This is a genomic window from Haliscomenobacter sp., from assembly GCF_965225875.1.
GTDB lineage: Bacteria > Bacteroidota > Bacteroidia > Chitinophagales > Saprospiraceae > Haliscomenobacter.
On the sequence record NZ_CBDDBS010000002.1, the window covers coordinates 3,787,526 to 3,812,889 of the forward strand.

General features: G+C 45.9%; 22 protein-coding genes and 3 tRNA genes. 11 read left to right on the plus strand and 14 right to left on the minus strand.

Features of this window, described 5'->3' with window-relative positions; all coding sequences use genetic code 11:
- Window positions 1-23: 23 nt before the first annotated feature.
- The 10 genes from ACO08K_RS17470 to ACO08K_RS17515 all read right to left on the minus strand — a co-directional run bounded on the left by ACO08K_RS17470 (window position 24) and on the right by ACO08K_RS17515 (window position 9,025).
- Window positions 24-1,127 (minus strand): hypothetical protein, encoded by a 1,104-nt coding sequence (locus ACO08K_RS17470; protein WP_421797699.1) that lies wholly within the window; start codon window positions 1,125-1,127, stop codon window positions 24-26.
- A 99-nt stretch (window positions 1,128-1,226) separates the two neighbouring features.
- Complete coding sequence (locus tag ACO08K_RS17475; RefSeq protein ID WP_421797700.1) at window positions 1,227-3,749, minus strand: DEAD/DEAH box helicase; 2,523 nt, start codon at window positions 3,747-3,749, stop codon at window positions 1,227-1,229.
- Window positions 3,750-4,052: 303 nt separating this feature from the next.
- A tRNA-Gln gene (locus ACO08K_RS17480) sits at window positions 4,053-4,124 on the minus strand.
- Window positions 4,125-4,139: 15 nt separating this feature from the next.
- A tRNA-Met gene (locus ACO08K_RS17485) sits at window positions 4,140-4,211 on the minus strand.
- 28 nt (window positions 4,212-4,239) lie between these two features.
- Window positions 4,240-4,316, minus strand: a tRNA-Ile gene (locus tag ACO08K_RS17490).
- Between the two features lie 221 nt (window positions 4,317-4,537).
- Window positions 4,538-5,377 carry a zinc-dependent peptidase gene (locus ACO08K_RS17495; protein WP_421797701.1) on the minus strand — a complete coding sequence of 280 codons (840 nt, stop codon included), beginning with the start codon at window positions 5,375-5,377 and terminating at the stop codon, window positions 4,538-4,540.
- A gap of 13 nt (window positions 5,378-5,390) precedes the next feature.
- Complete coding sequence (locus ACO08K_RS17500) at window positions 5,391-6,314, minus strand: hypothetical protein (RefSeq protein WP_421797702.1); 924 nt, start codon at window positions 6,312-6,314, stop codon at window positions 5,391-5,393.
- 67 nt (window positions 6,315-6,381) lie between these two features.
- Window positions 6,382-7,128 carry a ribonuclease III gene (gene rnc, locus ACO08K_RS17505; protein WP_421797703.1) on the minus strand — a complete coding sequence of 249 codons (747 nt, stop codon included), beginning with the start codon at window positions 7,126-7,128 and terminating at the stop codon, window positions 6,382-6,384.
- Window positions 7,129-7,443: 315 nt separating this feature from the next.
- On the minus strand, window positions 7,444-8,697 hold the full coding sequence (gene fabF / locus ACO08K_RS17510) for a beta-ketoacyl-ACP synthase II (protein ID WP_421797704.1): 1,254 nt from the start codon (window positions 8,695-8,697) through the stop codon (window positions 7,444-7,446).
- Between the two features lie 91 nt (window positions 8,698-8,788).
- The gene (locus tag ACO08K_RS17515) at window positions 8,789-9,025 is read right to left on the minus strand and encodes an acyl carrier protein (protein WP_421797705.1); all 237 of its coding nucleotides are present in this window, start codon (window positions 9,023-9,025) and stop codon (window positions 8,789-8,791) included.
- Between the two features lie 273 nt (window positions 9,026-9,298).
- Between ACO08K_RS17515 and ACO08K_RS17520 the strand changes: the two genes are divergently transcribed.
- From ACO08K_RS17520 to ACO08K_RS17535, 4 genes are all read left to right on the plus strand, one after another.
- Window positions 9,299-10,048: a hypothetical protein gene (locus tag ACO08K_RS17520; protein WP_421797706.1), complete on the plus strand. Its 750-nt coding sequence runs from the start codon at window positions 9,299-9,301 to the stop codon at window positions 10,046-10,048.
- A 42-nt stretch (window positions 10,049-10,090) separates the two neighbouring features.
- Window positions 10,091-10,837: an LPS export ABC transporter ATP-binding protein gene (gene lptB, locus ACO08K_RS17525; RefSeq protein WP_421797707.1), complete on the plus strand. Its 747-nt coding sequence runs from the start codon at window positions 10,091-10,093 to the stop codon at window positions 10,835-10,837.
- Between the two features lie 63 nt (window positions 10,838-10,900).
- The gene (locus ACO08K_RS17530) at window positions 10,901-11,158 is read left to right on the plus strand and encodes a hypothetical protein (RefSeq protein ID WP_421797708.1); all 258 of its coding nucleotides are present in this window, start codon (window positions 10,901-10,903) and stop codon (window positions 11,156-11,158) included.
- Complete coding sequence (locus ACO08K_RS17535; RefSeq protein WP_421797709.1) at window positions 11,155-11,592, plus strand: hypothetical protein; 438 nt, start codon at window positions 11,155-11,157, stop codon at window positions 11,590-11,592. Before ACO08K_RS17530 ends, ACO08K_RS17535 begins: the two co-directional genes overlap by 4 nt.
- 18 nt (window positions 11,593-11,610) lie before the next feature.
- On the opposite strand, the gene ACO08K_RS17540 is transcribed toward ACO08K_RS17535, so the two are convergent.
- Window positions 11,611-12,795 (minus strand): DUF255 domain-containing protein, encoded by a 1,185-nt coding sequence (locus ACO08K_RS17540; RefSeq protein ID WP_421797710.1) that lies wholly within the window; start codon window positions 12,793-12,795, stop codon window positions 11,611-11,613.
- Window positions 12,796-12,854: 59 nt separating this feature from the next.
- Window positions 12,855-14,150, minus strand: coding sequence for a hypothetical protein (locus ACO08K_RS17545; protein ID WP_421797711.1), 1,296 nt, complete (start codon window positions 14,148-14,150; stop codon window positions 12,855-12,857).
- 328 nt (window positions 14,151-14,478) lie between these two features.
- Between ACO08K_RS17545 and nadA the strand changes: the two genes are divergently transcribed.
- On the plus strand, window positions 14,479-15,489 hold the full coding sequence (nadA, locus tag ACO08K_RS17550) for a quinolinate synthase NadA (protein WP_421797712.1): 1,011 nt from the start codon (window positions 14,479-14,481) through the stop codon (window positions 15,487-15,489).
- 179 nt (window positions 15,490-15,668) lie between these two features.
- Here nadA and ACO08K_RS17555 read toward each other — a convergent pair whose 3' ends face one another.
- Window positions 15,669-16,439 carry a MerR family transcriptional regulator gene (locus tag ACO08K_RS17555; RefSeq protein WP_421797713.1) on the minus strand — a complete coding sequence of 257 codons (771 nt, stop codon included), beginning with the start codon at window positions 16,437-16,439 and terminating at the stop codon, window positions 15,669-15,671.
- Window positions 16,440-16,590: 151 nt separating this feature from the next.
- On the opposite strand from ACO08K_RS17555, the gene ACO08K_RS17560 reads away from it, so the two are divergent.
- Complete coding sequence (locus tag ACO08K_RS17560) at window positions 16,591-17,685, plus strand: Gfo/Idh/MocA family protein (protein WP_421797714.1); 1,095 nt, start codon at window positions 16,591-16,593, stop codon at window positions 17,683-17,685.
- Here ACO08K_RS17560 and ACO08K_RS17565 read toward each other — a convergent pair whose 3' ends face one another.
- Complete coding sequence (locus tag ACO08K_RS17565) at window positions 17,686-18,306, minus strand: CvpA family protein (protein WP_421797715.1); 621 nt, start codon at window positions 18,304-18,306, stop codon at window positions 17,686-17,688. It abuts the gene before it with no gap.
- Between the two features lie 230 nt (window positions 18,307-18,536).
- Between ACO08K_RS17565 and ACO08K_RS17570 the strand changes: the two genes are divergently transcribed.
- The 5 genes from ACO08K_RS17570 to ACO08K_RS17590 all read left to right on the plus strand — a co-directional run bounded on the left by ACO08K_RS17570 (window position 18,537) and on the right by ACO08K_RS17590 (window position 25,362).
- Window positions 18,537-19,013 (plus strand): hypothetical protein, encoded by a 477-nt coding sequence (locus ACO08K_RS17570; protein ID WP_421797716.1) that lies wholly within the window; start codon window positions 18,537-18,539, stop codon window positions 19,011-19,013.
- Between the two features lie 152 nt (window positions 19,014-19,165).
- Window positions 19,166-20,011: a ThuA domain-containing protein gene (locus tag ACO08K_RS17575; protein WP_421797717.1), complete on the plus strand. Its 846-nt coding sequence runs from the start codon at window positions 19,166-19,168 to the stop codon at window positions 20,009-20,011.
- 73 nt (window positions 20,012-20,084) lie between these two features.
- Window positions 20,085-23,255 (plus strand): PVC-type heme-binding CxxCH protein, encoded by a 3,171-nt coding sequence (locus ACO08K_RS17580; RefSeq protein ID WP_421797718.1) that lies wholly within the window; start codon window positions 20,085-20,087, stop codon window positions 23,253-23,255.
- A 59-nt stretch (window positions 23,256-23,314) separates the two neighbouring features.
- A complete protein-coding gene (locus ACO08K_RS17585; protein ID WP_421797719.1) occupies window positions 23,315-24,199 on the plus strand; it encodes a sugar phosphate isomerase/epimerase family protein in 885 nt (294 codons plus the stop codon).
- On the plus strand, window positions 24,196-25,362 hold the full coding sequence (locus tag ACO08K_RS17590) for a mandelate racemase/muconate lactonizing enzyme family protein (RefSeq protein ID WP_421797720.1): 1,167 nt from the start codon (window positions 24,196-24,198) through the stop codon (window positions 25,360-25,362). The genes ACO08K_RS17585 and ACO08K_RS17590 overlap by 4 nt, the downstream gene beginning before the upstream one ends.
- Window positions 25,363-25,364: the final 2 nt, after the last annotated feature.

Consider the following 25,364-nt stretch of genomic DNA (forward strand, 5'->3'; position numbering starts at 1 on the left):
TCTCTAATCACAATATCGGACATTCAATATGGCCAAGCATATGGAAAAATTTCTGGTTTCCCTCCAATAGGACCAAAAAATGGTTTCCATGACATGTCATGTTTTCCTTGATCATCTAGTCCAATCATTTTACCCTCGAACCCTATTCTCATTTCCAGTATATCATAAGAAGCAGGCCCTGAAGTACTTCTCATTAGCCATGGTATTCTAAGTTTTATTGCTATCTTTCTCCAGTAGCTTTCATTGCCCGTGTTATTCTGAAGTTTAACCCCGTTTATTATACATCTTTGCTTGATTACTCTTGGAAATTTTGCCGCAAAAATTTTAATTCCCGAAATCTCAGAAAGCGAATTCGCAGCTACTTTTTCAACTATAGATAAGCATTTATGCAGCTCTTCATCTTCAATAATCAGGTTACTTGAAGAACCATGTGCAATTTTTGACCTTAGTCTTCTGACATCATTAAAATCTCTATTAGAAAATCCTAAACTACTAAACACCTCCCTCATTGTATTTCCAGTAGCCTTATGTTCTAGTTCTGATACCTCCCCACAATTTGGACATTTCCTTGTTGCTTTTTCAGTTGTTTTGAGATCAGCATATTGTTCAATTACATTATAAAAATGCAATAGCTTTTCCAGAAGCGATTCTGACTTAATTGCTAGTCTCATTTCATGAAGTGCATGGTTAATTTCATTATTATCAAATTCTTGCAACAGTTGATCAAAATCATTCGCCTCTAAGTTAGGTCTTGAAATTCCGTGAGACAGATCTACCGTCAAAAGCATTTCAAACTCTTCACCAATCTCAACTTTGAATTTGGTAATGCTAATTGGTTTAACCTTATTATGGTCTTGAAAGGTAATAAAACTAACTCTATTCAAAAACCTTTGAAGTATTTCGGTTGACCCGTTAAATGCCGATTCCAAATTTTCGTATACCTCCCGTGGAGAATATATCTCAATAATATGCCCATTACTTAATTTTAAATCTGATGGGCGAAATATACGAATACCATGGTTTTGAAAGGACAGTATCGTTTCTATTGAGCCAGCTATCCCTAAATCGACAACGGCACAATATTTCCAGTCTTCTGGTTGAACAGTATGTTTAACTATTTTTTTCAAAATTTAATCGTTCTAGTTGTGTTAATAATTGGAAAGAATACATTGCTTCCCGAATTTGCAACATTTGGTTGCAAATTTCGAGAAGCAATAGGTTACTATTTATGATTTATGATACTTCGGGGAACTTAGTAAACTTAAAATTTTCGCTTCATTTAGGTCGTATGTATTTAACCATTCTTGAATAACTGTACCGGAAAGTTGATCAAATTTTCTGGTTGAGAATTCATTAAAAAAATTTCGAATTCTTGACTTAAATTCACTCAACTTAGCTTGGGTAAGAATCTTACCATTTGCGGGCAAAAAAGCTCCGCGTGCTAACATTATAGTATTTATTATCATCACTGGTACTCCATTACAGTTGAGATATTTTTCTTCAAACCATCTTGTGCTATTAAGCAATTGTTCAGCTTCATTTTGATTGATCTCTGATCGAGTTGTTTTTGTCCCTGTTTTACATTCAATTACTAAATACTTGCCCGAAGATAGACACCATAAATTATCTGGGCCTTCTTTCCATGACTCTTCAGGTCTTTCACTGGCAAAACCAAGAATTAGTCCAACCTTTTCTAACGATAGTTCGAATCGTTTACTATCAGGGTGAAAATCCAAATGCCCTAATGTAGTTTCTATATCTGATTTAAGGTCACTGTAATTATCAAATTGCTGGACATATTCGATTATTTTCTCAACTCTCCTGTCATCAACCTCTAATTTCTTAAAAAACATACCATTTTGAGGTTTAAGCAAGCTCCTATTTTTCCTGTGCGCAGTAACCTGAAGTTTATTTGAATCCTGCTTAGACATAGGGTATACTAATCTTGCCATCTCTTGATAGTACCATCCTTTTTCAGATTCATCTTCTAAATATTTATTAATAATCTGCTCAAGGCAGTCTTTTGCTTTAGGAAAATCCTCCTGCCTATAATACTCTTCAGCCTTTCTCTCTAATTGCAAGATTTCTAATGCTGATTCATTACCTTCTACTGATTTGATTGCATCCATCTGTTCTTTATAGTAACCTTTCCAGCCTTCATCTCTCCTTAAAAGCTGATTTATTGCTTCATTGATTATTTTCTTAGAATTTAATTCAGTGCCGGCATCTTCTATGGCGAATTTAGTAACCGCCATTCCAATATTTATCTGTTGCTGAGTTTGAGGAGAAAAGAACCGTTTAAATTTAGGGTTTTTAATAAAGCTAACCAGCTCTCCACCAGTAAGAATAATTACACAATAGTCTTTTTCTCCTCTAACTCCACGACCTAAGCCTTGTTCAATTTTTTGAGCAACTTTTATGCTAATGATTTGGCTATTTAATCTCACTTCTTCTTGATATTTGTCATATAGTGTTTGACTGTATGGTTTATTGTCAATTATAAGAATTCTACAACTATTATCAGGCAAATCAATACCATCGTATCTATTAGCGAATACAATTACCTTATCGTAATTACCAGATTTTAGTTGAGAAATTTTTTCCCCTACAGTCTCAGTCTTTGCTAATTCAGCTCCACAATCTTCCCAAAACGCTCCATCATTAAAGCTTGGTGTTAATGCAACTATTCCGACCGAACGATTTTTCCTTTCAGACGCCAACCAGTTTACAACTTCTGTTCGATTAAGTCGGTCATCAATTTGATAAGGTATCAATATCATTTTTTCACCCGACCATTTTTCTTTTTTGAACATTAGCGGATTTAGAATAACCTCCTGGTCAAGTCCAAGCCCTTTAATAAAAAAAGCATCATTATTCGTAGTAGCAGACATCATAATCCTATGTTCTGCCCGGTGAAATGTACCAAACATATCAATTGGGATCATATATGGCTTAATCTCTATTGAATTAGAAGACACATAACAGGTACAATTTGAAATAGTATCTTTTATTAATGGCCATGAAAAAAAAATGTAATGCTCAGATTTATATTTTATTATTTCTTCAACAACTTCTTTGAATCTATCTTGCCAAGTCCAATACGGTATAAACATAACTTCATTAGACTCTTTAGCAATAATTTCCTGTAACTTAGCATAGCCTTGAGCTTCCAAGGATTCCTTAAATATACTTATAATTGCATCATATAAATTAGAAGTTCGAGGTATAGTAATTGAGCTAGCTTCTTCAATTGTGTCAATACATGAATGGCAATCATCCAATATAATTGTGTTTACTGTTACTGCTTGATTCCCTAAACCGAATTTTGTTGCCCCATTAAACATTTTTTGGACATGGGTAATTAAAATTGCCGTGGAATTCCAAAATTCATCAGGCAGGTTATTGCTTGAATCAAAGTCACAAGTTTTTATACCAAATTGTTTAGCTTGCTCTCTCGTTTGATCAGCCAAATAGATATTAGGACAAACAAATACAACAGGCCCTTTATCCTCATTAAGTCTTGATTGTAAAATTAGTAGTCCAATAAGTGTTTTGCCTTGTCCTGTATGCAGTTTAATTATTAAATCCTTTTCATTCTTTCGTGAAGTATACCAGGTTGTTAGAATTTCAAGTTGTGAAGGTCTTAAAGGCCCTTTATCGCTTTCTCGATCTAGTGTGTCATATAACTCTATTGGATTTGTGGGTTTTATGTTTTTACCACTCCCCATTCGTTTTGAAAAGTTGATCATTTATTGATTTTTTAAGTTTAGATGATCAAATCATCATGTGATTCAAATCTCAAAGATGATTTGTATTACTATTTTGGAAGTAATTCTGAATGGATCTATTAATCAATCTTGCAAATTAATACCTTTTCATCTCAAATTCAACCCCTACCTAAAAAACTCATACTCCGCCGCCACCATCGCCACATCCAACCCAGAAGCCAACAAATACTTCTTCAGCGTCTCCAACTTCTTCCAGCCCCGCAATAAAATCCAATGGAAACACTACGTCGCATCCTTTTACATCCGCACAAACCCACAAATCAGCTAACCAGGCAGGATTCGAACCTACATCACTTGACTCAAACTCAAGTATCCTCACCATTGGACGACTGGTCAAAAAACTCAAACTAGTAGCGCAGAGGAGATTCGAACTCCTAACTTAGGATCATGAGTCCCACGTACTAACCCTTATACTACCGCGCAGTGTTGGGCTTGTTGCGCAACAAGCCAGTGGTCTTGATGGAAAGACTTGAACTTCCAGCCCCTGACGTATCAGGTCAGTGCTCTAACCAATTGAGCTACATCAAGAAATGGTAATGGATTGGAAAATGGATCGCCACTGCTTCACTTCAGCGGCGTGGGCCTGAGCGAAGTGGCGATTAACGTTGTCGTTGAATTCGTATGCGAATGTTGTGAAGAATCATCATTTTTAAAGGTTATGCCCCAATAACCATGAGGATTGCTGGAGAGTTCCCGGAGGGAAATATTTTTTTCACCACCTAAGCAACCAAAGGCACTGAAGGGGCACCTTAGGCAAGGCCCCGCTTCCCCTCCAACCGAAAAATCCCCTCCAATTCCCCATACACCTCCGGCAGCACCGCCTTAAACTGCTGCGGAAAATGGAAATAATGCACCACCGTAACCGCCAACAACTCCACATCGGGCCGATTGATCCATTGCTGAATCGCCTGGGCCGGAAAACCACTAATTTGCGGAAACACCAACCAACGTTGAGGATCATCCGCTGGCCAATTCAGCTGCGGGAAACTGAGCACAAAAGCCCGTGCCCACTCGTGCAGCACCACATCGTAATACTCCCGAGGGCTCATAAAGCCCTTCATCAGGTGTGGGGCCGAAAACAACAAAACCCCATCTTCCTCAAACAACTCCGAGGCATGAATGTAATGGGGATATTGCGGCGAATGAAAAGCCTGGGCAAACACCACCACCGTTTCGAACTTGGGCAACAAATAGTCCGGTAAATGAAAAGTCAGCGGTACTGCGCTAGCCGCCACGGCTACTTTTAAGTCCTCACTGACCGCCGTATCTGCATCCGGGCTTTTAAAATCAGTGGCAATCTTAAATAGGGCTACGCGCTGGTGAAACAACTGCCGGTCTTCTTCCCTTTGCAGCTGCTGGTAAAAAAAGCTGTGCTGCTCAAAAAAGGCCCCCAGTTTACCCGGCAGCGTTGGTGGATTGCGTTTGTACCAATACCAGTCGATTTGGGGCGAAAAAATATACAAAATGACCAGAACCACCACGCAGGGTATCACATAGCTTGCATATGCAGGGTCCACCATCAGGGCCAGGTAAAAGCTGATGGCCATGGCGATAAAAAAAGGCAGAGAAAGCATTCGACTAAACGGCATAGTGGTATGTGGTTTAAAGCTTGGTCACCGCAGCTGACTGAATCAAGGAGAGTGGGTTGAGCACCTGCCCATCCCATTCTGCGAAAAAAGCAATCGGTTCTCCGCCGCTCAGGGCCAGCAGTTTCCAGTTTTTTTCCTCCTGATTGCTCAGTGGGAGGTAATGGCGCTGCTGATCGATGGCGTAAAAGCGCTGCTCCTGCAAGATAACGCCAAAATCACTCAGGATAAATGGGCTTAGGGATAAAAAAGGGTTTTGGCTCAGGGCTTGCGCGTAGTTTTGGGCCAAATCGGCCACGCTGCTGAAGCCAGTCAAGGCCGCAAAAGGCTCAATGGAGAAGCCAAACTCCCCAACCACCGCCCGCAAGGGATTGATGCCCGGGAAAAAATACAAGTCTGCTTCAAAAGCCGCCCCAATGATCCATTCCTGGTCGTAGGGCGCATCCCGAAAGGCAAAATCCAGGACCAGGGCAGGTTTTTGCAGCCTTTCGGCCCAAAACCAGGTGCGCCGCCAACGCAAATCCTCCTCTACCCCAAAATTCTGCCCCAAAACCAGCCAGCGATCGTGCACTGGCGTCTGTTGCAGCAAGTCAGCCTTCCGAATGGTACGCCCACCGTACAGCAAAAGCTCCTCCTGCATCGCCGGGGGCAAAGTTTCCAATTTTTCAAAAGCTTGAGCAAAGAGGTAAAAATCAGCGAGTTCGTTGAAGAACAAATCGGGCCATTGGGGCTCGTTGCGGCGCTCGCGCAGGAGGCGAATGCGGCGGGAAATGGCCCCCAGTTTGGCATCGGTCATGCGGGCAGCGATGCTGTCCCAGGTGGAGTGCGGCTGGCTTTGCAGGTGCCCGAATCCCTGGCGTATCGCGTCCAATACCCAAAGCTGGAGCTCTTTGGCTCCGAGGGACATGGCTTCGATGCGTTTATCCAGGGGTGATTTCATGGGTGTCGGAATAATTGTATTGGGCAATCCGTAGGGGCAACCACATAGGGTTGCCCCTGCGGATCGATCAATCTTCGTCTTCTTCCTCAATCAAAATGCCCAACGCGATCATGGCTTTTTCCGAAGCCATTTGTTCGGCGCTTTTTTTGTTGAAGTCGTCGGCGGTGGCGACCCGTTTGTTGTTGATCATCACGGCCACTTTGAAGCGATCGCGTTTTTCAAATTTATAACGGGCCAGGAGTTTGTAGGTTACACTTTTGCCACTTTTTTGGCACCATTCCAGGAGTTGGCTCTTGTAGTTGTCGTCGAGGCGCTCCAGTTCGTGGATGTTCACGTACTTGCGCAGCATGTGGTTGATCACGAAGGTTTTGGTTGGTGCATAACCCCGATCGAGGTAAACGGCACCCACCAGTGCTTCCACCGCGTTGCCGAGCATAGAGCGGCTCAGGCGGGTGGTGTTGTACTCCGCGAGCAGGAGCTCCAGTTCCATTTTGTCACCAATCCGGTTGAGGGATTTGCGCTTCACCAGTTTGGAGCGCATTTTGGTGAGAAAACCTTCGTTGCTGTCTGGGTATTTTTTGAAGAGGTATTCGGCCACGATGGTGCCCAAAACTGCGTCGCCGAGGTATTCCAGGCGCTCGTTGTTTTGCATCGGAAAAGCTTTGTCGCCCGAATTACTGGTCGACTTGTGCGAAAAGGCCAACTTGAAAATACCCAAATTCGCTGGCGTGTAACCCAACAATGGCTTGAGTTTACGGGCGAATTCTTTATCCGGAGACAGGTAATAGTTATAAAATTTGAATAAAAGACGCAAGGCCGTTTAGTTATGAGTGTAAACAATGCCGCCCTGCAAAAAAATCCATTTTTTGCAGGGTGATGACTATGAATAAATACAGAAACGGCCTGTAAATAGTGAATGGAAAAGAAGCAAACTACTGTAAAGTGAAAAATGAAAAGTGAAAAACGAAAAGTGAATAATTTTTCGCTTTTCGTTTTTCATTTTTCACTTTTTGTTCAAACGGAATCGAAACTCAGCCATTTTGTACATGCAAAAATGGCTGAGTTTGAGCGCATATCGCTGGGGCATTGAGTAGTTTTCATTCTTTTCACCCAAAAAACCATTACAGTCCTATTCTGTGAACTGCTTAAAAATCAAAGATGAATTATGGCCACCAAAGCCAAATGTATTGCTGAGTACCGCCCGCACTTTGCGTTCCTGGGCCTGGTTAAAGGTCAGGTTCAAGCGGCTGTCGATTTCCGGATCGTCGGTAAAGTGATTGATTGTTGGCGGAATGAATTGGCTGTTGAGTGCCAAAATTCCAGCAATGGCCTCAATGGCCCCGGCTGCGCCCAACAAGTGACCAGTCATGGATTTGGTCGAGCTGATGTTGAGTTTGTAGGCGTGTTCGCCAAATACACTCTGAATGGCCTTGGTTTCGGCGATGTCACCCAGTGGTGTAGAAGTACCGTGTACGTTGACGTAGTCAATTTCGTCGGCATTCATCTTGGCATCGGCCAGAGCCATGCGCATCACGTTTTGTGCGCCCAAGCCCTCGGGGTGAGGAGCAGTAATGTGATAGGCGTCGGCAGTTGCACCTGCACCTACAATTTCGGCGTATATTTTGGCACCGCGTTTTTTAGCGTGCTCGTATTCTTCAAGGATCAATGCACCTCCACCTTCACCTAGTACAAAGCCATCGCGGTCTTTGTCGAAGGGGCGGGAAGCTGTTTTGTAGTCGTCGTTGCGGGTCGACAAGGCTTTCATGGCGTTAAAGCCACCAATTCCTGCTTTGGTTACCGCAGCTTCTGAACCACCCGTTACGATCACATCATTGCGGCCCAGACGAATGTAGTCGAAGGCGTTCATAATGGCGTGGGTAGCTGATGCACAAGCCGATACGGTAGCATAGTTGATGCCTCTAAAACCGTACTTGATGGAAATGTGCCCTGCTGCAATGTCCGCAATCATCTTGGGAATCATGAAAGGATTGTAGCGTGGGATGCCATTGCCAGAAGTAAAGGTTTCAATTTCTTCTTCCAGCGAGCGCAAACCACCAATCCCCGAGCCCCAAATGACTCCCACACGGTCGCGATCCAACTGCTCCAATTGGGCAGCCAAACCAGAATCCTGCATGGCTTCTTCGGCGGTAACGAGGGCGAATTGGGTAAAACGGTCAAGACGACGCACCTCTTTTTTATCAATCGCAACTTCTGGGTTGAAGTTTTTGACTTCGCAGGCGAAATGAGTTTTGAACTCCGTAGGATCAAATAAAGTGATCCGATCGGCACCACTCACTCCGTTCTGTAAACCTTCCTGGTAAGCCAGCAGGGTATTGCCAATGGGGGTAGCTGCGCCCAAGCCGGTTACAACAACTCTTCTCATATACGGTATTAATTAGCAGAAACAAGAGTATGCTTATAAAAAATCCACAGGCTAAAAAATCAACCTGTGGATTTTTTTCCGAACACGAATATTACTTCGCGTTGCCCTCAAGGTAGGTAATGGCGTCACCTACTGTTTTAATGTTCTCCGCTTCTGCGTCTGGGATGGAGATATCGAACTGTTTCTCGAATTCCATGATCAGCTCAACGGTGTCCAGAGAGTCCGCACCCAAATCGGTTGTGAAGCTCGCTTCAGGGGTAACTTCTGAATCCGTAATTCCCAGCTTCTCAACGATGATTTTGGTTACTTTTTCTGCAATGCTTGACATGTTAGAAAGCTTTATTGATTTATAAATGCACCCGCAAAGTAACGTAGAACTATATTGATAAACAAAGTTTTTCAGGTAATTTTTTAAATACCTGTCCTACGCATTGCGGCTAATGCCAGAGTTCAAAAGCTTGATTTTGTTGAATTCAGCGGAACTCTTGCACAATCCAAGCCAATTCCTCACCTTTGTTGGAAGATAAGCTTGGGGTCAAAAGTTCGAATTCTTTTCAAGCTTTGAACCTTTGGACTGCATCACCTTCTTAAAGTAACAGCTATGCGCTCCTTAATTATTACTTTGTTTTTTTGTGGCTCAGTGGGCATTATGCTGGCCCAAGGCTCGGCATTTGGCATCAAAGGTGGGATAACCGCCAGTCGCCAACGTTGGGACAATAACTTTGACCGCGACATGTTGCTGCGCTACCACGGCATCGTTTTTATTGAGTCGCTGGCTGAAGATACCCGTTTTTCCTTGTTTGCGCAGGCGGGCTATCACATCAAAGGGAGTGCCATTCGTACCCCCCGCAGTGCAGTCACGGGTTCTGGGGGCACTATTTTTACCGTTCCAGCACAACAAATCTCCTTTGAATACCGTAATGCATCCTTGACGGTGGGTGCCAAACAAAACCTTGATCTGGATTTGGGAGACAAAAAACTGTACTACCTCTTTGGATTGCGGGGCGAATACACCATCAATACCTTGCTCGGGCCACGCATCCCCAATGAATACGACATTTTCACCATCTATTACCCCATACCTGAGTTTGTCCGCAAAATCAATTATGGCATCACGGTAGGTGGCGGAATCCATGTTCCTTTTGATGACCTAGTTGGTGTGTTGCTTGAATTTACAGTTAATCCTGACTTTTCCTACCAATACGATCAGCCGCCACTCGAAAACATCATCAATCCGAACCCCTGGGCGCCCCGAGGCAACATCACCTTACCCCAACGCAGAAGCACCAACCTGGCCTTTGAGCTTTCCCTGGGTTTCCGCTTTTTGCGCAAAGTAATTTATGTTGATTAGGACAAATCAGGCCTTTAGAGGGTCTATGAACCAAAAGCAATTATGATTCTTCGCAGCGATAACCTCATTAAAGTATACGGTCGACGCCATGTGGTCAAAGGTGTTTCGATCAATGTCAATCAGGGTGAAATTGTGGGACTGCTGGGGCCAAATGGTGCCGGTAAAACCACAACCTTTTATATGGTGGTTGGTTTCATCCAGCCCAATGAAGGCAAAGTGTACCTCAACGAGGAAGAGATTACTACTTTGCCCATGTACAAACGAGCTCAAAAAGGGATTGGTTATCTGCCACAGGAGCCCTCGGTTTTCCGCAAACTTACGGTAGAAGACAATGTCAAAGCCGTATTGGAAATGACAACGCTGTCCAGAGCCGAGCAAAAAGACAAGCTGGAAGTGTTGATCGACGAGTTCAACCTGCACAAGGTGCGCAAGAGCCGGGGGGATACCCTTTCGGGCGGGGAGCGCCGCCGAACTGAAATTGCCCGGGCCCTGGCTACCGACCCTACTTTTATTCTACTGGACGAGCCTTTTGCCGGCATCGACCCCATTGCGGTGGAAGACATTCAGTACATCGTGGCCAAGCTCAAAACCAAAAACATCGGCATCCTGATCACCGACCACAACGTGCAGGAAACCCTCTCGATTACCGATCGGGCTTACCTGATGTTTGAGGGCAACATCCTCAAGGCGGGCACCGCAGAGGAATTGGCTGCTGATGAAATGGTGCGGAAGGTATACCTGGGGCAAAACTTTGAATTGCGGCGGAAGGTGATCGATTTGTCGAGATAAAGTGTTTGTATATCAAGCCCTTAATTTATTGATATTTTGTGTGTTATGAATAAAAAAGGCTTAGTGCCAGCGTTTGTTTTTTTGCTATTGAGCATTGGGGCGTTTTCCTGTGGGGAAAAACCGCCGCTCCGATTGACCACCGCCCAGCGTGATCAGGTGGACACCCTGTACCTGCGTGCCATCAACAAGGGCGGTATATTGGCTGAAATGGATAGTTTGTGCACCCATACCCAGGCAGCCAAAGTCCAGCATCTGGTAGATTCCATGCTGCAGGTGCGCCGCAAAGAAGAAGAAGACTTGAGAAAAAGGTATGCAAGATGAAAAGGAGTTTAGCGATAAAATACTACATGAGTAAATTTGGAATTTTGTTGGGCTTAACGCTTTTGTTCTCCGCCTGCCTTTCCAAAAAAGAATACACTGAGGAAGAAATTCAGGCCTTGATGGACGGGGAATTGCAACGCAAAATCGCCGCCTACCGCAAGAGCAAAATTGATGCCTGCCGGGAAGAAGCTTTCCGACAGGCTACCAAAATTGTGGATTCACTGGTCATTGCCGAAGCCTATTTTGATCGGGATACCTTCGCTCGTCCGCCCAAACCCATCAAGCCGGATGAAAAAGCCCCCGAAATCAAAGGACCAGATACCATCCAGTTGAAACCTTTGTTTGAGGGCAAGCGGAAGAAAGTGAAGGTGGATACTTTGAGGAAAAAAGTGAAAGTGGATACCCTGGGGAAGAAGAATAAGGGCATTCAATAAATCTGAATGCCCATTTGTTTACAGGGCTTCGATTTTTTTCAATAGCGAGATTGTTTCACTAGCATCGTACCCGCTTTCTTTGGCTTGGTTTATTGCTTTTAATGCATATTCCAGAGCCTTCTCTTTATTCTTTAGTTTGAAGTACAAGGCTGCGGTAGTATCGTTAAAAGGAAAGATGTCCTTGATGGAAATTGCTTTTAGTGCCCAGTTCAGTGCTTTATCCAAGTGCTCCTTTTCCTTGGTTTTTTCATAAAAAGACAAAGCAATGTTGTTGTATAAGAACTCATTGTAGCAAGGATATTCGTCGAAATAACGAATAGCACTTGAAATGAATGCGTCCTCTTCGTTTTTGCGCATGTGTTGATTTACATTAAACAACAGCCAATATTGCGAAAATAAATCAGCAGGCAGATATTTCAGCGCATAGGCTTTGGCCAGAGCCATATCAAAATCTCTTTTCGAATAATCATAAGCGGAGATACTCAGGCTGTTCAATACCACTTCTTCGATTTGATTGTGAATTTTGGCCGCTCCAAAGGTGTCAATGAAGGCCTTTTTTTGTTGAATCAAAAAGGGGAAAGTTTTTTGTTCGATGGATTTTAATCCGATCCGAATGATGTCCATGTTGTCTTTAGTCAACCAATTTTCTTGCGTATCCAGATAGGCAATGTGTACGCTGTCCAATAAACCTTTGTTTTCAAGATTTTTGGCCATGAAGGTCAGCTTTTTCAACAAGTCTGCAGATCGATCGCCGTTTGAGAAGCGCTTTTTCAAGGGGAAGTATTGGCTTGTTGGAGAACTACTGTTTTCGCCCATCTCTATAAATTTTTCGATGCTCATATTCCCCATCGCCCGATGCACTTGCTCTCCTTTATCGTTGAGGAACAAATAGCTTGGATAAGCGATGATACCATATTTTAGGGAAAATTCAGTTGCGGATGCTTGATCAACATCTATTTTGACATTGATGTATTTTGTATTAAAAACGGTGCCCACAGGGGTAGCTGGATACACTTTTTCTTGCATCTCCTGGCAATTGTGGCAAGAAGTGGAGTAGGCAACCACAAAAATCAGTTTTTGCTCCCGTTGTGCCTGATTAAAAATAGCTGACCAGTTTGTTCCAACCGTATCAAATTGAATGCCTTGTGCAAAAATGACCTGTACAAAAAACAGGGGCAGCAAAAAGGACAAAAGCTTTTTCATGATGGATGGGTTTTAGGTGTGAGGGCTGACCCTCAAGTCGAATCAGCCCTCAATTGATGTTAATGGATGTCTTTACAAAGTGGCTTGTTGAATGCTTTCACCACGTTGGCTATGCCCGTAGGGTCGAGGTCTTCCCAACTGAATTCACCCGTAAGTTGTGCTTCATAAAGAGTACTGGCTGCATTTTCGGCAGCATCTTCGGCCAGGTTTTTGCCCATTTCTTTGGCTTTGCGGATCAACTGGCTTTTGATGCTTTCTTTGGCAATGGTTTTGGCACTGGTTTTGGCTGCTGACTTTGCCACTGCAGACCCACCACCTGTCACTACGATCCCGGCAATATTAGCCACCATTTCCAGTGGGGTGATCACCTGATTCACTACTGCATTGAAACAATCTGCAGATGATTTGGCACAACCCGCAGCGCAGCGAATAGGGAATACATTGGGGCACTCATCTGCCCAGCATACCGGGCCAACGCCATGAAATCCAGGGCCACAGGGGGTATAACACAAACCAGCCTGGTATTCTTGGCCATTGGCACAACTTTTAGGAATGGTTCCCGCACCTCGGCCATAACTTGGTTTTGCACAAGACACCCCAATGTCGGTAAAACCAGCAGGGCAATCAGGGCTACACACACAACAGCCTACAGCATGAAATCCGGGATTACATTTTGGGTACATGATCGCACCAGATATTTCACAACCTTGAGGATTGTCTTTTTCGCAGCGAGCTTTGGCAGAACTCAGGTCAAAGCCATCGCCAAACTTCCAGGGGTACCCTGCGCCACGACCATAGGGTGCGGGTTTGGCGCAAAAAGCACCATCATCCCGGTAACCGGCTGGACAACTTCTCCAACAAACCGGGCCAACACCAACATAGCCAGCTTGACATTTGGGGTAACACAAACCCGCGTCGTACTCCATACCAGGGCCACAATCAGTGGGGAATGTGCCTGCTCCTCGTGGCTTAGAGACTGCCCAGCACATGTCGGCATCTGGGATAGGTTGAGCAGCTGTTTGACCTACTCCTTTCCTTTTTTCTCCCAAACCCCAAGTCAGCCAATGCTGAATGGCACCTGCATAATTGCCCTCCCCGTAGGCTTGCTTAATATCTGGGTAAGTTGATAGATAGTAAGATGGATTAAAATTTGGAGATGCCTGTCGGCCTTCACGGATGCCAAAATTGAACCAATGTTGTCGGGCCTGAGCCTCATTTGTGCCAAAAGCTTGTTTCAAATCAGGGTACTTATTTAGGTAAAAAATTGCATCAAATACTCTGGGGTCATCCAGCACTTGAGCATTGGCATACAAGCCTGACAAACAAATCAATACAATTAAAATTAAATTTTTCATCGTAAATTAGGTTTTAAGTGTTTAAAATTTGCACCTACCATCACCGCTTACTTAGCTTACTTTCAGATCTTGAGTCGCATTGATCTTTCTGAATTCTGGCAAGTAACACAGCAATTTTGTTGTGTGGTTTTAGGCGCTTTTGCATTACAAAGTTGCGGCAAAAGGGAAGGAGGCGATGTACTTGATATGAAGGGTTTTTGACTACTTGGAATTAAGTAGATATATTTTTTAACTTAGTTTCATTTCTAAAATAAGTCTAAAACTTTTTTCGTTACCTTTGCGTTAGAATAACATCTAAAGACTACAAAATCCTTTTCAATCTCCGAGTATGGACGCCATTGCAGTTGCCCAACAAAACCTGACCAAAAAAGGTTACCTCGATCTGGAGGTAGACCCTACCCTTGATCTATTTGAGGAAATCAATCGCCTGAAGAAAGAAAAAAATGCCATCATCCTGGCGCATTATTACCAGGAGTCCGACATCCAGGACATTGCCGATTACATTGGTGACAGCCTGGGGCTTTCGCGCGAGGCGGCCAATACAGATGCCGACATCATCGTATTTGCTGGCGTACACTTTATGGCAGAAACTGCCAAAATGCTTTCGCCGCAAAAGAAGGTGTTATTGCCCGACCTCAAGGCGGGATGTTCTCTGGCCGATTCGGCCCCAGCACCCTTGTTCAAGAAGTTTTTGGAAAAATACCCCGACCACGTTGTAGTGAGTTACGTGAACTGTTCGGCTGAACTCAAAACCCTGACTGATATCTGCTGCACTTCTACCAATGCGGTCGATATTATCAACAGCATCCCCAAGGATAAAAAAATTGTTTTTGCTCCCGATAAAAACCTGGGCGCTTACCTGATCAAAAAGACAGGCCGCGATATGGTGCTCTGGGACGGTGCCTGTATGGTGCACGAGATTTTTTCGCAGGAAAAAATTAACAAACTGATGCGCGAGTACCCTGAGGCGGAATTCATTGCGCATCCTGAATGTGAAGACCACCTGCTAAAGATGGCGGACTATATTGGCTCTACCACTGGTTTGTTGAAGTACACCATTAAAAGTCCCAGTAAAGTATTTATCGTAGCCACCGAAGCGGGTATCCTGCACCAAATGCAAAAGTCATCGCCCGATAAAATCTTCATCCCGGCGCCACCCGAAAACAATTGTGCCTGCAACGAATGCCCGCACATGCGCCTCAACACCCTGGAGAAACTCTACCTGTGTATGAAACACGAAACGCCAGAAATTCTATTGCCAGATTGGGTGATCGAACAAGGGCGGGTGTGCATCGACCGGATGTTGGATATTTCGCAGAAGGCGGGGCATATTCATTGAGTAAAAATCACAAAGAAATAGAAGGTGCATGCAGCATCTGGATCCCCTGCCTGAAGGTCTAAAACTTCTGGAGAGCTCGAGCAAAGCACTGTTTCGCTGCTTTACCTCCCCGAAGGTCTGAAACCTTCGGGGAGGGATTCTAGATTTGTGCGCAATCCTAAATTTTTACTTTCCTAAATTTATTTTAGCTGTGTTTCTGCAAAATGCCGCATCGCTTGCTGTAAAAACTGCGCATAGTCTGGATTCGTTTTCCCATCTACCGTTGTAAATCGTTCATCTGCCACATACAGGTCACCCAGACCTGCGTAGGCTTCTGCCTGCAAATCGGGGGATTGAGCGGTGCCCCAAAACCCACGAATATTGTGGTAATGCCGCGCAATTTGCTGTTGAACGATGGCGCTCTTGGGGTCTTCCTGCATCAAGGCGATGAGTTTGCTGGCAATGTCTTCCATTTCGGCCTTGAGCTGTTGGAAACCTTCCTTGCCCAAGTTGCGCAGGTGCTTTTCGGAAATTTCTACCGTCTCTGCGCCGTACTTCGTGATGGCTTCATTGCGGTAGGTTGTGGCCGTTTCTTTCGGCAATCCCTCGTATAGTTCTTCGTGTGACAACATCTGTTTTGTTTTTAGCCTGTGAATGGTGGTGTCGATTGTCGCCATTAAAGTCTGAATGCGCTCCTGTCGGCTGTGCAGCGCCAATTTGTGACTTTCCAGGGCTTGAATGATGTCAAAATGAGGATCATTCAGGATGTCCTGGATGGCTTGCAGCGAAAAATCGAGCTCCTTGTAAAAAAGAATCTGCTGCAAGCGCAACAACTCCGCCTCCCCGTACATCCGGTACCTGGCCTCGGTGCGAATGGCTGGTTTGAGCAGGCCATTCTGGTCGTACAGGTGTAAGGTGCGCACACTTACGCCTGCGAGTTTGGCCAGTTGTTTGACGCTGTACTGCTTCATTTTTGCCTTCATTTTGATCGACGGCACAAAGGTAAGGTATGACGTAAGGGGAGAGTCAAGAGGGGAGTGGAAAAAAATTGTAAAAAATATTTCCATCCATTTTGATGGCTAAAACAGTAATTTAACCTCTACAAATTTAAAACCCACCCACATGCAACGCCGCAAATTCATCGCCCAAAGCACCCTCGCCACCGCCTCCCTACTCGCGCCCGCCCGCCTCGGCTGCTGGCCGTACGCTGAAAAAAAACTGGGCGTAGCACTGGTCGGCCTCGGCAACTACGCCACCCGGCAATTGGCCCCAGCCCTCCAACAAACCCAACATTGCCGCCTGGCGGGCATCGTCACCGGTACCCCCAGTAAGGCCGAAAGCTGGAAAGCCCAATACCAGATCCCAGAGAAGAATATTTACAACTACAACAACTTTGACGAAATCCGCAACAATCCGGATATCGATATCGTGTATGTCGTATTGCCCAATTCCATGCACGCCGAGTTCAGCATTCGGGCTGCGAAAGCAGGCAAACATGTCATTTGTGAAAAACCCATGGCCCTCAACGTCAAGGAATGTGAACAAATGATTGCTGCGTGTAAAACAGCCAAGGTACAACTGGGCGTTGGTTATCGCCTGTATTACGACCCTTACCATCTGGAAATTCGCCGCCTGGGCACCCAGAAAGTACATGGTGCCGTAAAAACCATCGAAAGTAGTCTGGGTTTCTCCATGGCCGACCCCAAAGTATGGCGACTCAACAAAGCCCTCGGCGGTGGTGGTGCCATTATGGACTTGGGTGTCTACTGCATTCAGGGTGCACGGCGCACGGTAGGGGAGCTGCCCAGCGCAGTTACAGCCCAAGGATTCGTACGCGACGAAAAGGTCTTCAAAGACATTTTCGAAATGGTAATGTTCCAGATGGAATTCCCTGGCGGCGCCGTTTCTAATTCCACCACCACGTATTCTTCTTATGTGGATCGGCTTCACGTTACCTCGGGCTATCAGTGGTATGGCCTTCAGCCTTCCTACAATGCGACGGGTGCAAGTGGCGAAACTTTTGAAGGCAAGCTCAATTTCCAGACCCCAGAATTCCAACAAATCGCCCAATTGGACGCCTTTGCTCAGGATGTACTCAATGGCCGTACACCAGAAGCGTCCGGGCAGGAAGGTATGATCGATTTAAAAATTATTGAAGCCATTGTTAAGGCTGCAAATACAGGGAAAAGAGTGGTGTTGGATTGGAAGGGGTTTTAGTTATTGATTGTCACTATACGGACTATCATCCACGGTGCCACTATCCTCCTGATCTTCAAGATCGTAAACGTTCTCGGTTTCCGTTTTTTGCGTCATGTTCTGGATGTCATCCATTACATCTACGGAATAATCCCAGAAGTCGAGCATAATGGGTTGGGCCTGCTTGAGTAGCCCCCACACCGTTTTGGGGTAATCTTTCAAATATGGATAGGTTCGGGATTCGGCCACGGCCTCGTTCGTTGTAGCCGAGGAAACCAGGACAAACCACAACAAACAGCTATAAATCAGCACTGAAAAAGCGGCAGAAACTACCCCCCCAATGATTTGGTTGATAAAATTGATGTTGACGGTTTGCAGCACGCCTTCGAGTCCTCGCCCTACCGTACGCAACAAAAACATGGTGAGAAACAAGGTGAGTAAAAAACCGGCCAGAAACATCAGCGGGTTTTGGTACCCCGAAACATCTTGCAGGAAGTTGGTCATCATGGGCGAAAAGCGCAAAGAAGCCATGATCCCGAAAAGGATGGAAACGTATTTGAACACCGTTTCAATGATCCCCCGGGAATAGCCGAACCAAAATCCAGCCGCAGCAACGATCAAAAAAATTACGTCGATGATCATATTTTTTGCTTTCCTTTTGCTTTCAATAGCATAGAACTTGTACCTTGTAGAGGCGAAAAATTCTATTCTTTAGATACAAAGGTGCAGTAAAAAGTCACAAGATGGAAATTTTTTCCGACGCAAGCCGTTGATTATCGGATGTATCTCACTAGCTCCTTCTGCGTCATAATCACTACAAGTCGACTTAACTTAAGCTGGATATACTTTAATTTTATCATAAATCCTTGAAGATGCGTTTAATTCCAACAACTATTTTATTTGCATTGGCCCTGGCCTGTGCACCAGCCCTTGTGTGTGGCCAAAACCAACAACTACCAGTAGTTTTCCTCTTGGGGCAAGATGAAGCTGCTTACGAAAAATTGAGCGTTGAACATCCACGGAATCTTTTAGTTATTTCGGGTAACGATACAGGAAAAGCCTTGAACAATTGGCTGGAATTCATCAAAGCCATTCAGGAGCATGCCGAAGCGGTCAAATTTGACATCAACGGATTGAAAGTTTTTCTACACGTGTTTTGGAATGAAGATGGCAGCATCCGGCACATCGGTTATTTTGTCAAGCCGGATTCCCGCAATTTTAAACCTGAAGAATTGCGCGCCTTCTTTGGCACCTTTACCAGGGCATACAAACCTAAATTTACTAGCGATAAAAAATTCTCGCATTATACTTCGGCGAACTTCCCTACACTGATTGAGCGGAAGCAGTAGTTTGAAGGTATTCTGTTTGAAAAAATGCCAGGTGATGCTACATCATCTGGCACTTTTTTTTTGCGTCATACTAGCAGGAGCTACGTTTTATTTGATGGATTTTCTATTTTGTAAGCGCTTACAAAATTTGCCTTATCAGAAAAAAACATCGCATGAAAAAGGGGCTTCTCTGCTTATTGTTGTTGCTTACAAGTTTTTACTCCTTCGCACAAAAAAAACCACTTGTCGTATTTGTTACGGGCGACCACGAATACAGTGGCGAACAGACTCTGCCCCTGATTGCGGCTGAGCTGGAGAAAAATTATGGGATTCAGACCAAAGTATTGAAAGCTTATCCCAATCAAAACGCTGAAAAAGACATTCCTGGCCTCGAGAGTTTAAAAGATGCTGATCTGGCGATCTTCTACTTACGTTGGCGGCAGTTGCCCCCCGAGCAATTGGCTCTGATTGAAGATTACCTTAAATCAGCCAAGCCTTTGATGGGATTCCGCACCACTACCCACGCCTTTAACTTCCCGAAAGACCATCCTTCCGCACGTTGGAATGCTTTTGGGGAATTTGCCCTGAATGCGCCTCCAGGTTGGGGCGGCAAAGCCGGGCACACCCATTACGGGCATGAAAGTACCACTGAAGTTTCAGTCATTGAGGCGGCTAAAAAACACCCGATTCTACGCGGAGTTGCACCCAATTTCAGGGTAAGTTCCTGGTTGTATCGTCTTCTGCCTGATTACCCCACGAAGGGTTCCGAATGGTTGCTGATGGGCAAATCCATCAATCCTGACAAGGCAGCAATTGACAATCCGGTAGCCTATGTCGGGACCAACTCCTATGGCGCAAAGATTTTTACCACTACCCTTGGACATCCCGAAGATTTTCAGGTCGAATCCGTTCAGCGCCTGATCATCAACGCCATTCACTGGGAACTAGGCCTGAAAGTGCCCAAAAAATGGAAGGGTAAAATCGACATCAATGTGCCTTACCGTGGTATAGTGAAATGATTCGGCTGCTTTTTGGGTGCTATTAATGTCAGTCAGGTACTCATCTTTTTCACAACCCTAAACAATTCAACCAATGTCTTTCAAGCGCAGGTCCTTCTATTCTATTTTCGTGCTCGTTTTTATGTTGTTCAGCGTTTTACAATTCCAAAAACCCCTTACGCTTGAGCTCAAACAAGATGCCCATATTTCCTTGATTGGCGGCAACCTGGGGTCCAGAATGATGCACTACGGGCTTTTTGAAACCGAAATGCACGTTCGTTATCCCGAAAAATCACTGTTCATCCGCAACATGTGTGACCCAGGGGAGACCCCCGGATTCAGGCCGCACGCCTCGCGCTTTTCACCCTGGGCTTTTCCAGGCGCGGAAAAATTTCAAACCGAGTACGCCAATAATTCCGATAGTGAAGGCCATTTCGATAGCCCGGATCAATGGTTGACCAAACTCAACACCGACATCATCATCGCTTTTTTCGGTTACAGCGAATCTTTCCAAGGTGAAGCAGGCCTGGAAAATTACAAGCAGGAGTTGGATGCTTTTATCAAACATACCCTTAGCCAAAAATACAACGGCAGTTCTGCTCCTCAATTGGCCATCGTTTCCCCCATTGCTTTTGAAGATTTAACCGGTATTTATGACTTGCCGAATGGTGAAAAAGAGAACAAAAATCTCCTGCTTTACACCAACGCCATGAAAGCAGTGGCCCAACAAAACAAGGTGCAATTTGTCGATGCCTTCACCCCCTCCAAACAATGGTATGACAACACCGCTGAACCATTGAATATAGATGGTGCCCAACTCAACGAAGCTGGGTATAAAAAACTGGCCAAACTGCTGAGCGATGAAATTTTTGGCAGCGCCCCCGCCAAAGCCGAAGCGAATCGCAAGCTGATCCATGAAATGGTGATGGAAAAAAACTGGATGTGGCACAACGACTACAAAATTCCCAACGGCGTACACGTGTATGGCCGCAGATACGATCCCTTTGGCCCTGATAACTATCCCGCTGAAATCGAAAAAATCCGCCAAATGACGGCGATTCGCGACAAGGCGATTTGGCTGGCTGCACAAAAAGGAGAAAAAACCGATCTGGCCGCTGCGGATAAAACCACCCGCAGTTTGCCCGAAATCAAAACCAATTTTAACCCCGAAAAAAATGGCAGCCTGAAGTACCTCTACGGCAAAGAGGCTTTGGAGAAACTCAAAGTGCCCCCTGGATATAAAATTGAACTTTTCGCCTCCGAGGCGGAATTCACCGATCTAGCCAATCCGGTGCAGCTGTCATTTGACAACAAAGGCAGGCTTTGGGTGGCCACCATGCCCAGTTACCCCCACTACAAACCCGGCGACGCCAAACCCAACGACAAACTGATCATCCTGGAAGACACCAACAACGACGGCAAGGCGGACAAACAAACAACTTTTGCTGAGGGTTTGCACTTACCCTTGGGCTTTGAATTTGCGCCCGAGGGGGTATATGTTTCTCAAGGCATCAACCTCAAGTTGTACACCGATACCAATGGTGATGACAAAGCGGACAAAGTGGAAATCATCCTCAGTGGTTTTGATGACCACGATACCCACCACAACAGCAGCGCATTTTGTGCGGATCCATCAGGTGCCATTTACACGGGCGAAGGGGTGTTTTTACATACCAGTGTGGAAACGCCTTACGGTACAGTCAGGGCTACCAATGGTGGTTTTTACCGCTACAGTCCACAATTGCACAAACTGGATCGGATTGCTCAATTGGCCATTCCTAATCCATGGGGTATCGCGTTCGACAATTGGGGGCAACCCTTTTTTGCCGAAACTTCTAGCCCCGATGTGCGCTGGATGACTCCTGGTACCGTACTGCCCCGTTATGGCGAGGCAACCCACAAAGGTTTCCAACTCATCGAAAAAGACCACATGGTGCGTCCTACTTCGGGGCTAGAGTTTGTGTCCAGCCGCCATTTTCCGGATGAAATGCAAGGCGACATGCTGATCAACAATACGATTGGCTTTTTGGGCACCAAACAGCACCAGATCTGGGATGATGGAACGGGTTATAAAACCAAACACCGCCAGGACTTGCTGGTAAGCGAAGACCGTAATTTCCGGCCAGTTGATATGGAGTTTGCTCCAGATGGCTCTTTGTACATCGTGGATTGGCACAACATCCTGATCGGCCACATGCAGCACAATGCGCGCGATCCGCTGCGCGACCACGTACATGGCCGGATTTACCGGATCACTTATCCTTCCCGCCCATTGGTTACACCAGCAAAAATTGATGGCGCCAGCATTGAAACCTTGTTGGACAACCTGAAACTGCCCGAATACCGTACCCGTTACCGCACCCGTCGGGAATTGAGGGCAAGAAACGCAACGGAAGTTTTATCCAAACTAGACAAGTGGCTGGCTGCACTGGACAAAAATGATCCACAATACGAGCACCACCAGTTGGAAGGCCTCTGGGTGAGCTGGGGCTTGGATAAAGTGAATCAACAACTGTTGAAGCAACTCCTCAAAGCTAAAGATTACCGGGTTCGGGCTGCGGCCATTGAGGTCTTGCGTTTTACGGGCCATCAGGTCAAAGACCAGGCCGAATTGTTGATGCAGGCGGTGCGGGATGACAACAGCCGGGTTCGTTTGGGTGCCATTGTAGCTGCTTCCCGAATCAGCCCCGAAAAGGGTTTACCCATTTTGGAAGAGGCTCAGAAGAAACCACTCGACGATTGGATGGTACATGCCCACGAAACTGCGGTGGCTCACCTGAGTGGCCGGGCGGTAAAAAAAGTCAAGGAAGTATACAGCACGACCAACCTGAAAGGCAAAGACTTCGAGGCATTCAACCAGGGCAAAGCCCTTTACTCCAAAGAAGGTTTTTGCATCACCTGTCACCAGGCTGATGGCAAAGGTTTACCAGGTTCTGGATTTCCTCCTTTGTCTGGTACCGAGTGGGTAACTGGTTCCGAAGAGCGACTCATCAAAATTATCCTCAAAGGGCTGATGGGGCCGATTGTAGTGGAGGGAAAAAACTACGAAGGAATGGTTCCGATGACCCCTTTTGAAGGGATGCTCAACGACCAGGAGCTGGCCGCCGTAGCTACCTACATCCGCAATTCTTTTGGCAACAAGGCCTCGGTCATTTCGCCGGAAAAAGTGAAGGAAATTCGGGCCAAGCTCAAGGGGACAAAAGCTTTTTACCAGAGCAAAAAACTCTTGAAAGAACATCCCTTGACGGCAAATGCTGGAAAATAGGTGCCTGGTTATTGTTGATGGCACTTGATACTTTAGACAACCACCAAAATCAGATACGCATGAAACTGGCGATACACAACTGGATGCGCGCCGAAACAATCGAAAAAACGATTGCACGCATAGCATCCTTGGGTTATCACAAACTTGAAATTCAGGGCACTCCCGAGGCTTACGATACGAAGTATGTAGGAAAATTACTACAAGATCATGGGCTCACTTGTTGGGGCTCGGTAACCCTGATGTTGGAAGAGCGAAACCTGCTGGCCAAAAACAAAACCCAAAGAGCCGCCTCGGTACAGTACGTCAAAGACGTCGTGACGATGGTCAAGGAACTCAATGGCACCATGGTTTCAGTCGTACCCGCCACGGTGGGCAAAATCATCCCCGATGGTCGCCCGGAAGAAGAATGGGAATGGGCTGTAGAGGGCATGCAGGAGATTTACGCCTATGCCGAAAGCGTCGGCATTTTATTGGGCATTGAACCGATCAACCGCTTTGAAACCTATTTCATCAACCGTGGAGATCAAGCCCTTGCCCTGGCCAAAGCGGTCGGCCCCAATTGTGGAGTTTGCCTCGATACCTTCCACATGAACATCGAAGAAGACGACATGTTTGAAGCCATCCGTCGCGCCAAGGGCAGATTGGTTGGGTTCCACGTAGCCGACAACAACCGCATGGCACCCGGCATGGGCAAATTGGATTGGAAAAAAATCATCGCTACCCTCCATGAAATTGGCTACGATGAGGTACTTTCGGTAGAGTTTTGCTCACCTTTGGATCGTACTCCCGCCAACCCACACCCGAATTCCATTGAAACCAATCCAGAAGGACTCAGTCCTGAACAAAAGAAATTCCTGGAAGACCACGGTAGCTCGGCTGTAACCGAAGAGTTTTACACCATGTTGACCCGGAAATCCATAGAAACACTTAGTGCACTGATATGAAAATCACCAATGTAGAAGCCTTCTGGCTGCGTTGTCCCATTCCCAAAGAAAAACAGCACCGTTCCGACTATGGCCTGCTGACCGATTTTGACATGACCCTGGTGGTGGTAACTACCGATAGTGGGCTACAAGGTTTTGGCGAAGCCAAAGCAGCCGTAGGCTCATCGGGGGTCTGCGCCTCCATTGTAACTTGTGTAGAAAAGGAGTTAAAACCTCTGTTGGTCGGGAAGGATGCCCGCCACATTTCGCGCATCTGGGAGCATGTGTACAATGGTACGCGTGACCATTACGCCTTATCCCGGGGACGCAAGTTTCCCATTTTAGGCCGTCGCGGATTGACCGTCTCGGCCATGAGTGGGGTGGATACTGCCCTATGGGACCTCAAAGGCAAAGCCCTGGGGGTTCCGGTGGTAGAGCTTTTGGGCGGTGCTTGTCGCGATACCATGGAAGCCTATGCCAGTGGCGGCTGGGCAGGTGCAGATAAAATCGGCGAACAGCTCAATAGCTACATCGAGAAAGGATTTAAGGGGGTCAAAATGCGGGTCGGTATCATGGACGAAACGGTTGGCGAAAGTGTCAAGCGGGTACGCGCCGCGCGGGAAGCGATCGGCGACCACATCAAACTCATGACCGATGCTCATGGTACTTTTAGTGTGCCGGAAGCCAAACAGTTTTGTCGCGGGGTCGAAGACTGCAACCTCTACTGGTTTGAAGAACCCATCAGCCCCGACAACCGACATGGCACGGCTGAAGTGCGCGCCTCTACTGCTATTCCCATTGCAGCAGGTGAAAGTGAATACACCGCATTTGATGTGCGTGACCTGATCGAAGTGCGTGCTCTGGATGTTGTCCAACCCGACTCAGCGATCATTGGTGGCATCACCGAATCGATGCGGGTAGCACAATTGGCCCATACGTACCAGTTGGAATTGGCGCCGCATTGTTGGGGCTCCGCTTTTTCTTTTATGGCGGGGGTCAATGTGGCCTTTGCGTCCCCGGCAGCGGTAGTGATTGAGTTTTCGCTGGGCGGCAATCCGATGATGTACGACCTGGTGAAAGAAAAAATCACGGTTGAAAATGGGATGCTTTCCGCACCCACGGCTCCCGGCTTGGGATTGACGCCCAACTGGGATTTTGTACATGAATTCAAGCAAAAAATCTAGTG

Bases quoted from the DNA above. Each gene is read 5' to 3' on its own strand.
- ACO08K_RS17475 (WP_421797700.1), bottom strand. From the start codon at position 3,749: ATGATCAACTTTTCAAAACGAATGGGGAGTGGTAAAAACATAAAACCC.
- ACO08K_RS17495 (WP_421797701.1), bottom strand. From the start codon at position 5,377: ATGCCGTTTAGTCGAATGCTTTCTCTGCCTTTTTTTATCGCCATGGCC.
- ACO08K_RS17500 (WP_421797702.1), bottom strand. From the start codon at position 6,314: ATGAAATCACCCCTGGATAAACGCATCGAAGCCATGTCCCTCGGAGCC.
- fabF (WP_421797704.1), bottom strand. From the start codon at position 8,697: ATGAGAAGAGTTGTTGTAACCGGCTTGGGCGCAGCTACCCCCATTGGC.
- ACO08K_RS17515 (WP_421797705.1), bottom strand. From the start codon at position 9,025: ATGTCAAGCATTGCAGAAAAAGTAACCAAAATCATCGTTGAGAAGCTG.
- ACO08K_RS17520 (WP_421797706.1), top strand. From the start codon at position 9,299: ATGCGCTCCTTAATTATTACTTTGTTTTTTTGTGGCTCAGTGGGCATT.
- lptB (WP_421797707.1), top strand. From the start codon at position 10,091: ATGATTCTTCGCAGCGATAACCTCATTAAAGTATACGGTCGACGCCAT.
- ACO08K_RS17535 (WP_421797709.1), top strand. From the start codon at position 11,155: ATGAAAAGGAGTTTAGCGATAAAATACTACATGAGTAAATTTGGAATT.
- ACO08K_RS17540 (WP_421797710.1), bottom strand. From the start codon at position 12,795: ATGAAAAAGCTTTTGTCCTTTTTGCTGCCCCTGTTTTTTGTACAGGTC.
- ACO08K_RS17545 (WP_421797711.1), bottom strand. From the start codon at position 14,150: ATGAAAAATTTAATTTTAATTGTATTGATTTGTTTGTCAGGCTTGTAT.
- nadA (WP_421797712.1), top strand. From the start codon at position 14,479: ATGGACGCCATTGCAGTTGCCCAACAAAACCTGACCAAAAAAGGTTAC.
- ACO08K_RS17555 (WP_421797713.1), bottom strand. From the start codon at position 16,439: ATGAAGCAGTACAGCGTCAAACAACTGGCCAAACTCGCAGGCGTAAGT.
- ACO08K_RS17560 (WP_421797714.1), top strand. From the start codon at position 16,591: ATGCAACGCCGCAAATTCATCGCCCAAAGCACCCTCGCCACCGCCTCC.
- ACO08K_RS17565 (WP_421797715.1), bottom strand. From the start codon at position 18,306: ATGATCATCGACGTAATTTTTTTGATCGTTGCTGCGGCTGGATTTTGG.
- ACO08K_RS17570 (WP_421797716.1), top strand. From the start codon at position 18,537: ATGCGTTTAATTCCAACAACTATTTTATTTGCATTGGCCCTGGCCTGT.
- ACO08K_RS17575 (WP_421797717.1), top strand. From the start codon at position 19,166: ATGAAAAAGGGGCTTCTCTGCTTATTGTTGTTGCTTACAAGTTTTTAC.
- ACO08K_RS17580 (WP_421797718.1), top strand. From the start codon at position 20,085: ATGTCTTTCAAGCGCAGGTCCTTCTATTCTATTTTCGTGCTCGTTTTT.
- ACO08K_RS17585 (WP_421797719.1), top strand. From the start codon at position 23,315: ATGAAACTGGCGATACACAACTGGATGCGCGCCGAAACAATCGAAAAA.
- ACO08K_RS17590 (WP_421797720.1), top strand. From the start codon at position 24,196: ATGAAAATCACCAATGTAGAAGCCTTCTGGCTGCGTTGTCCCATTCCC.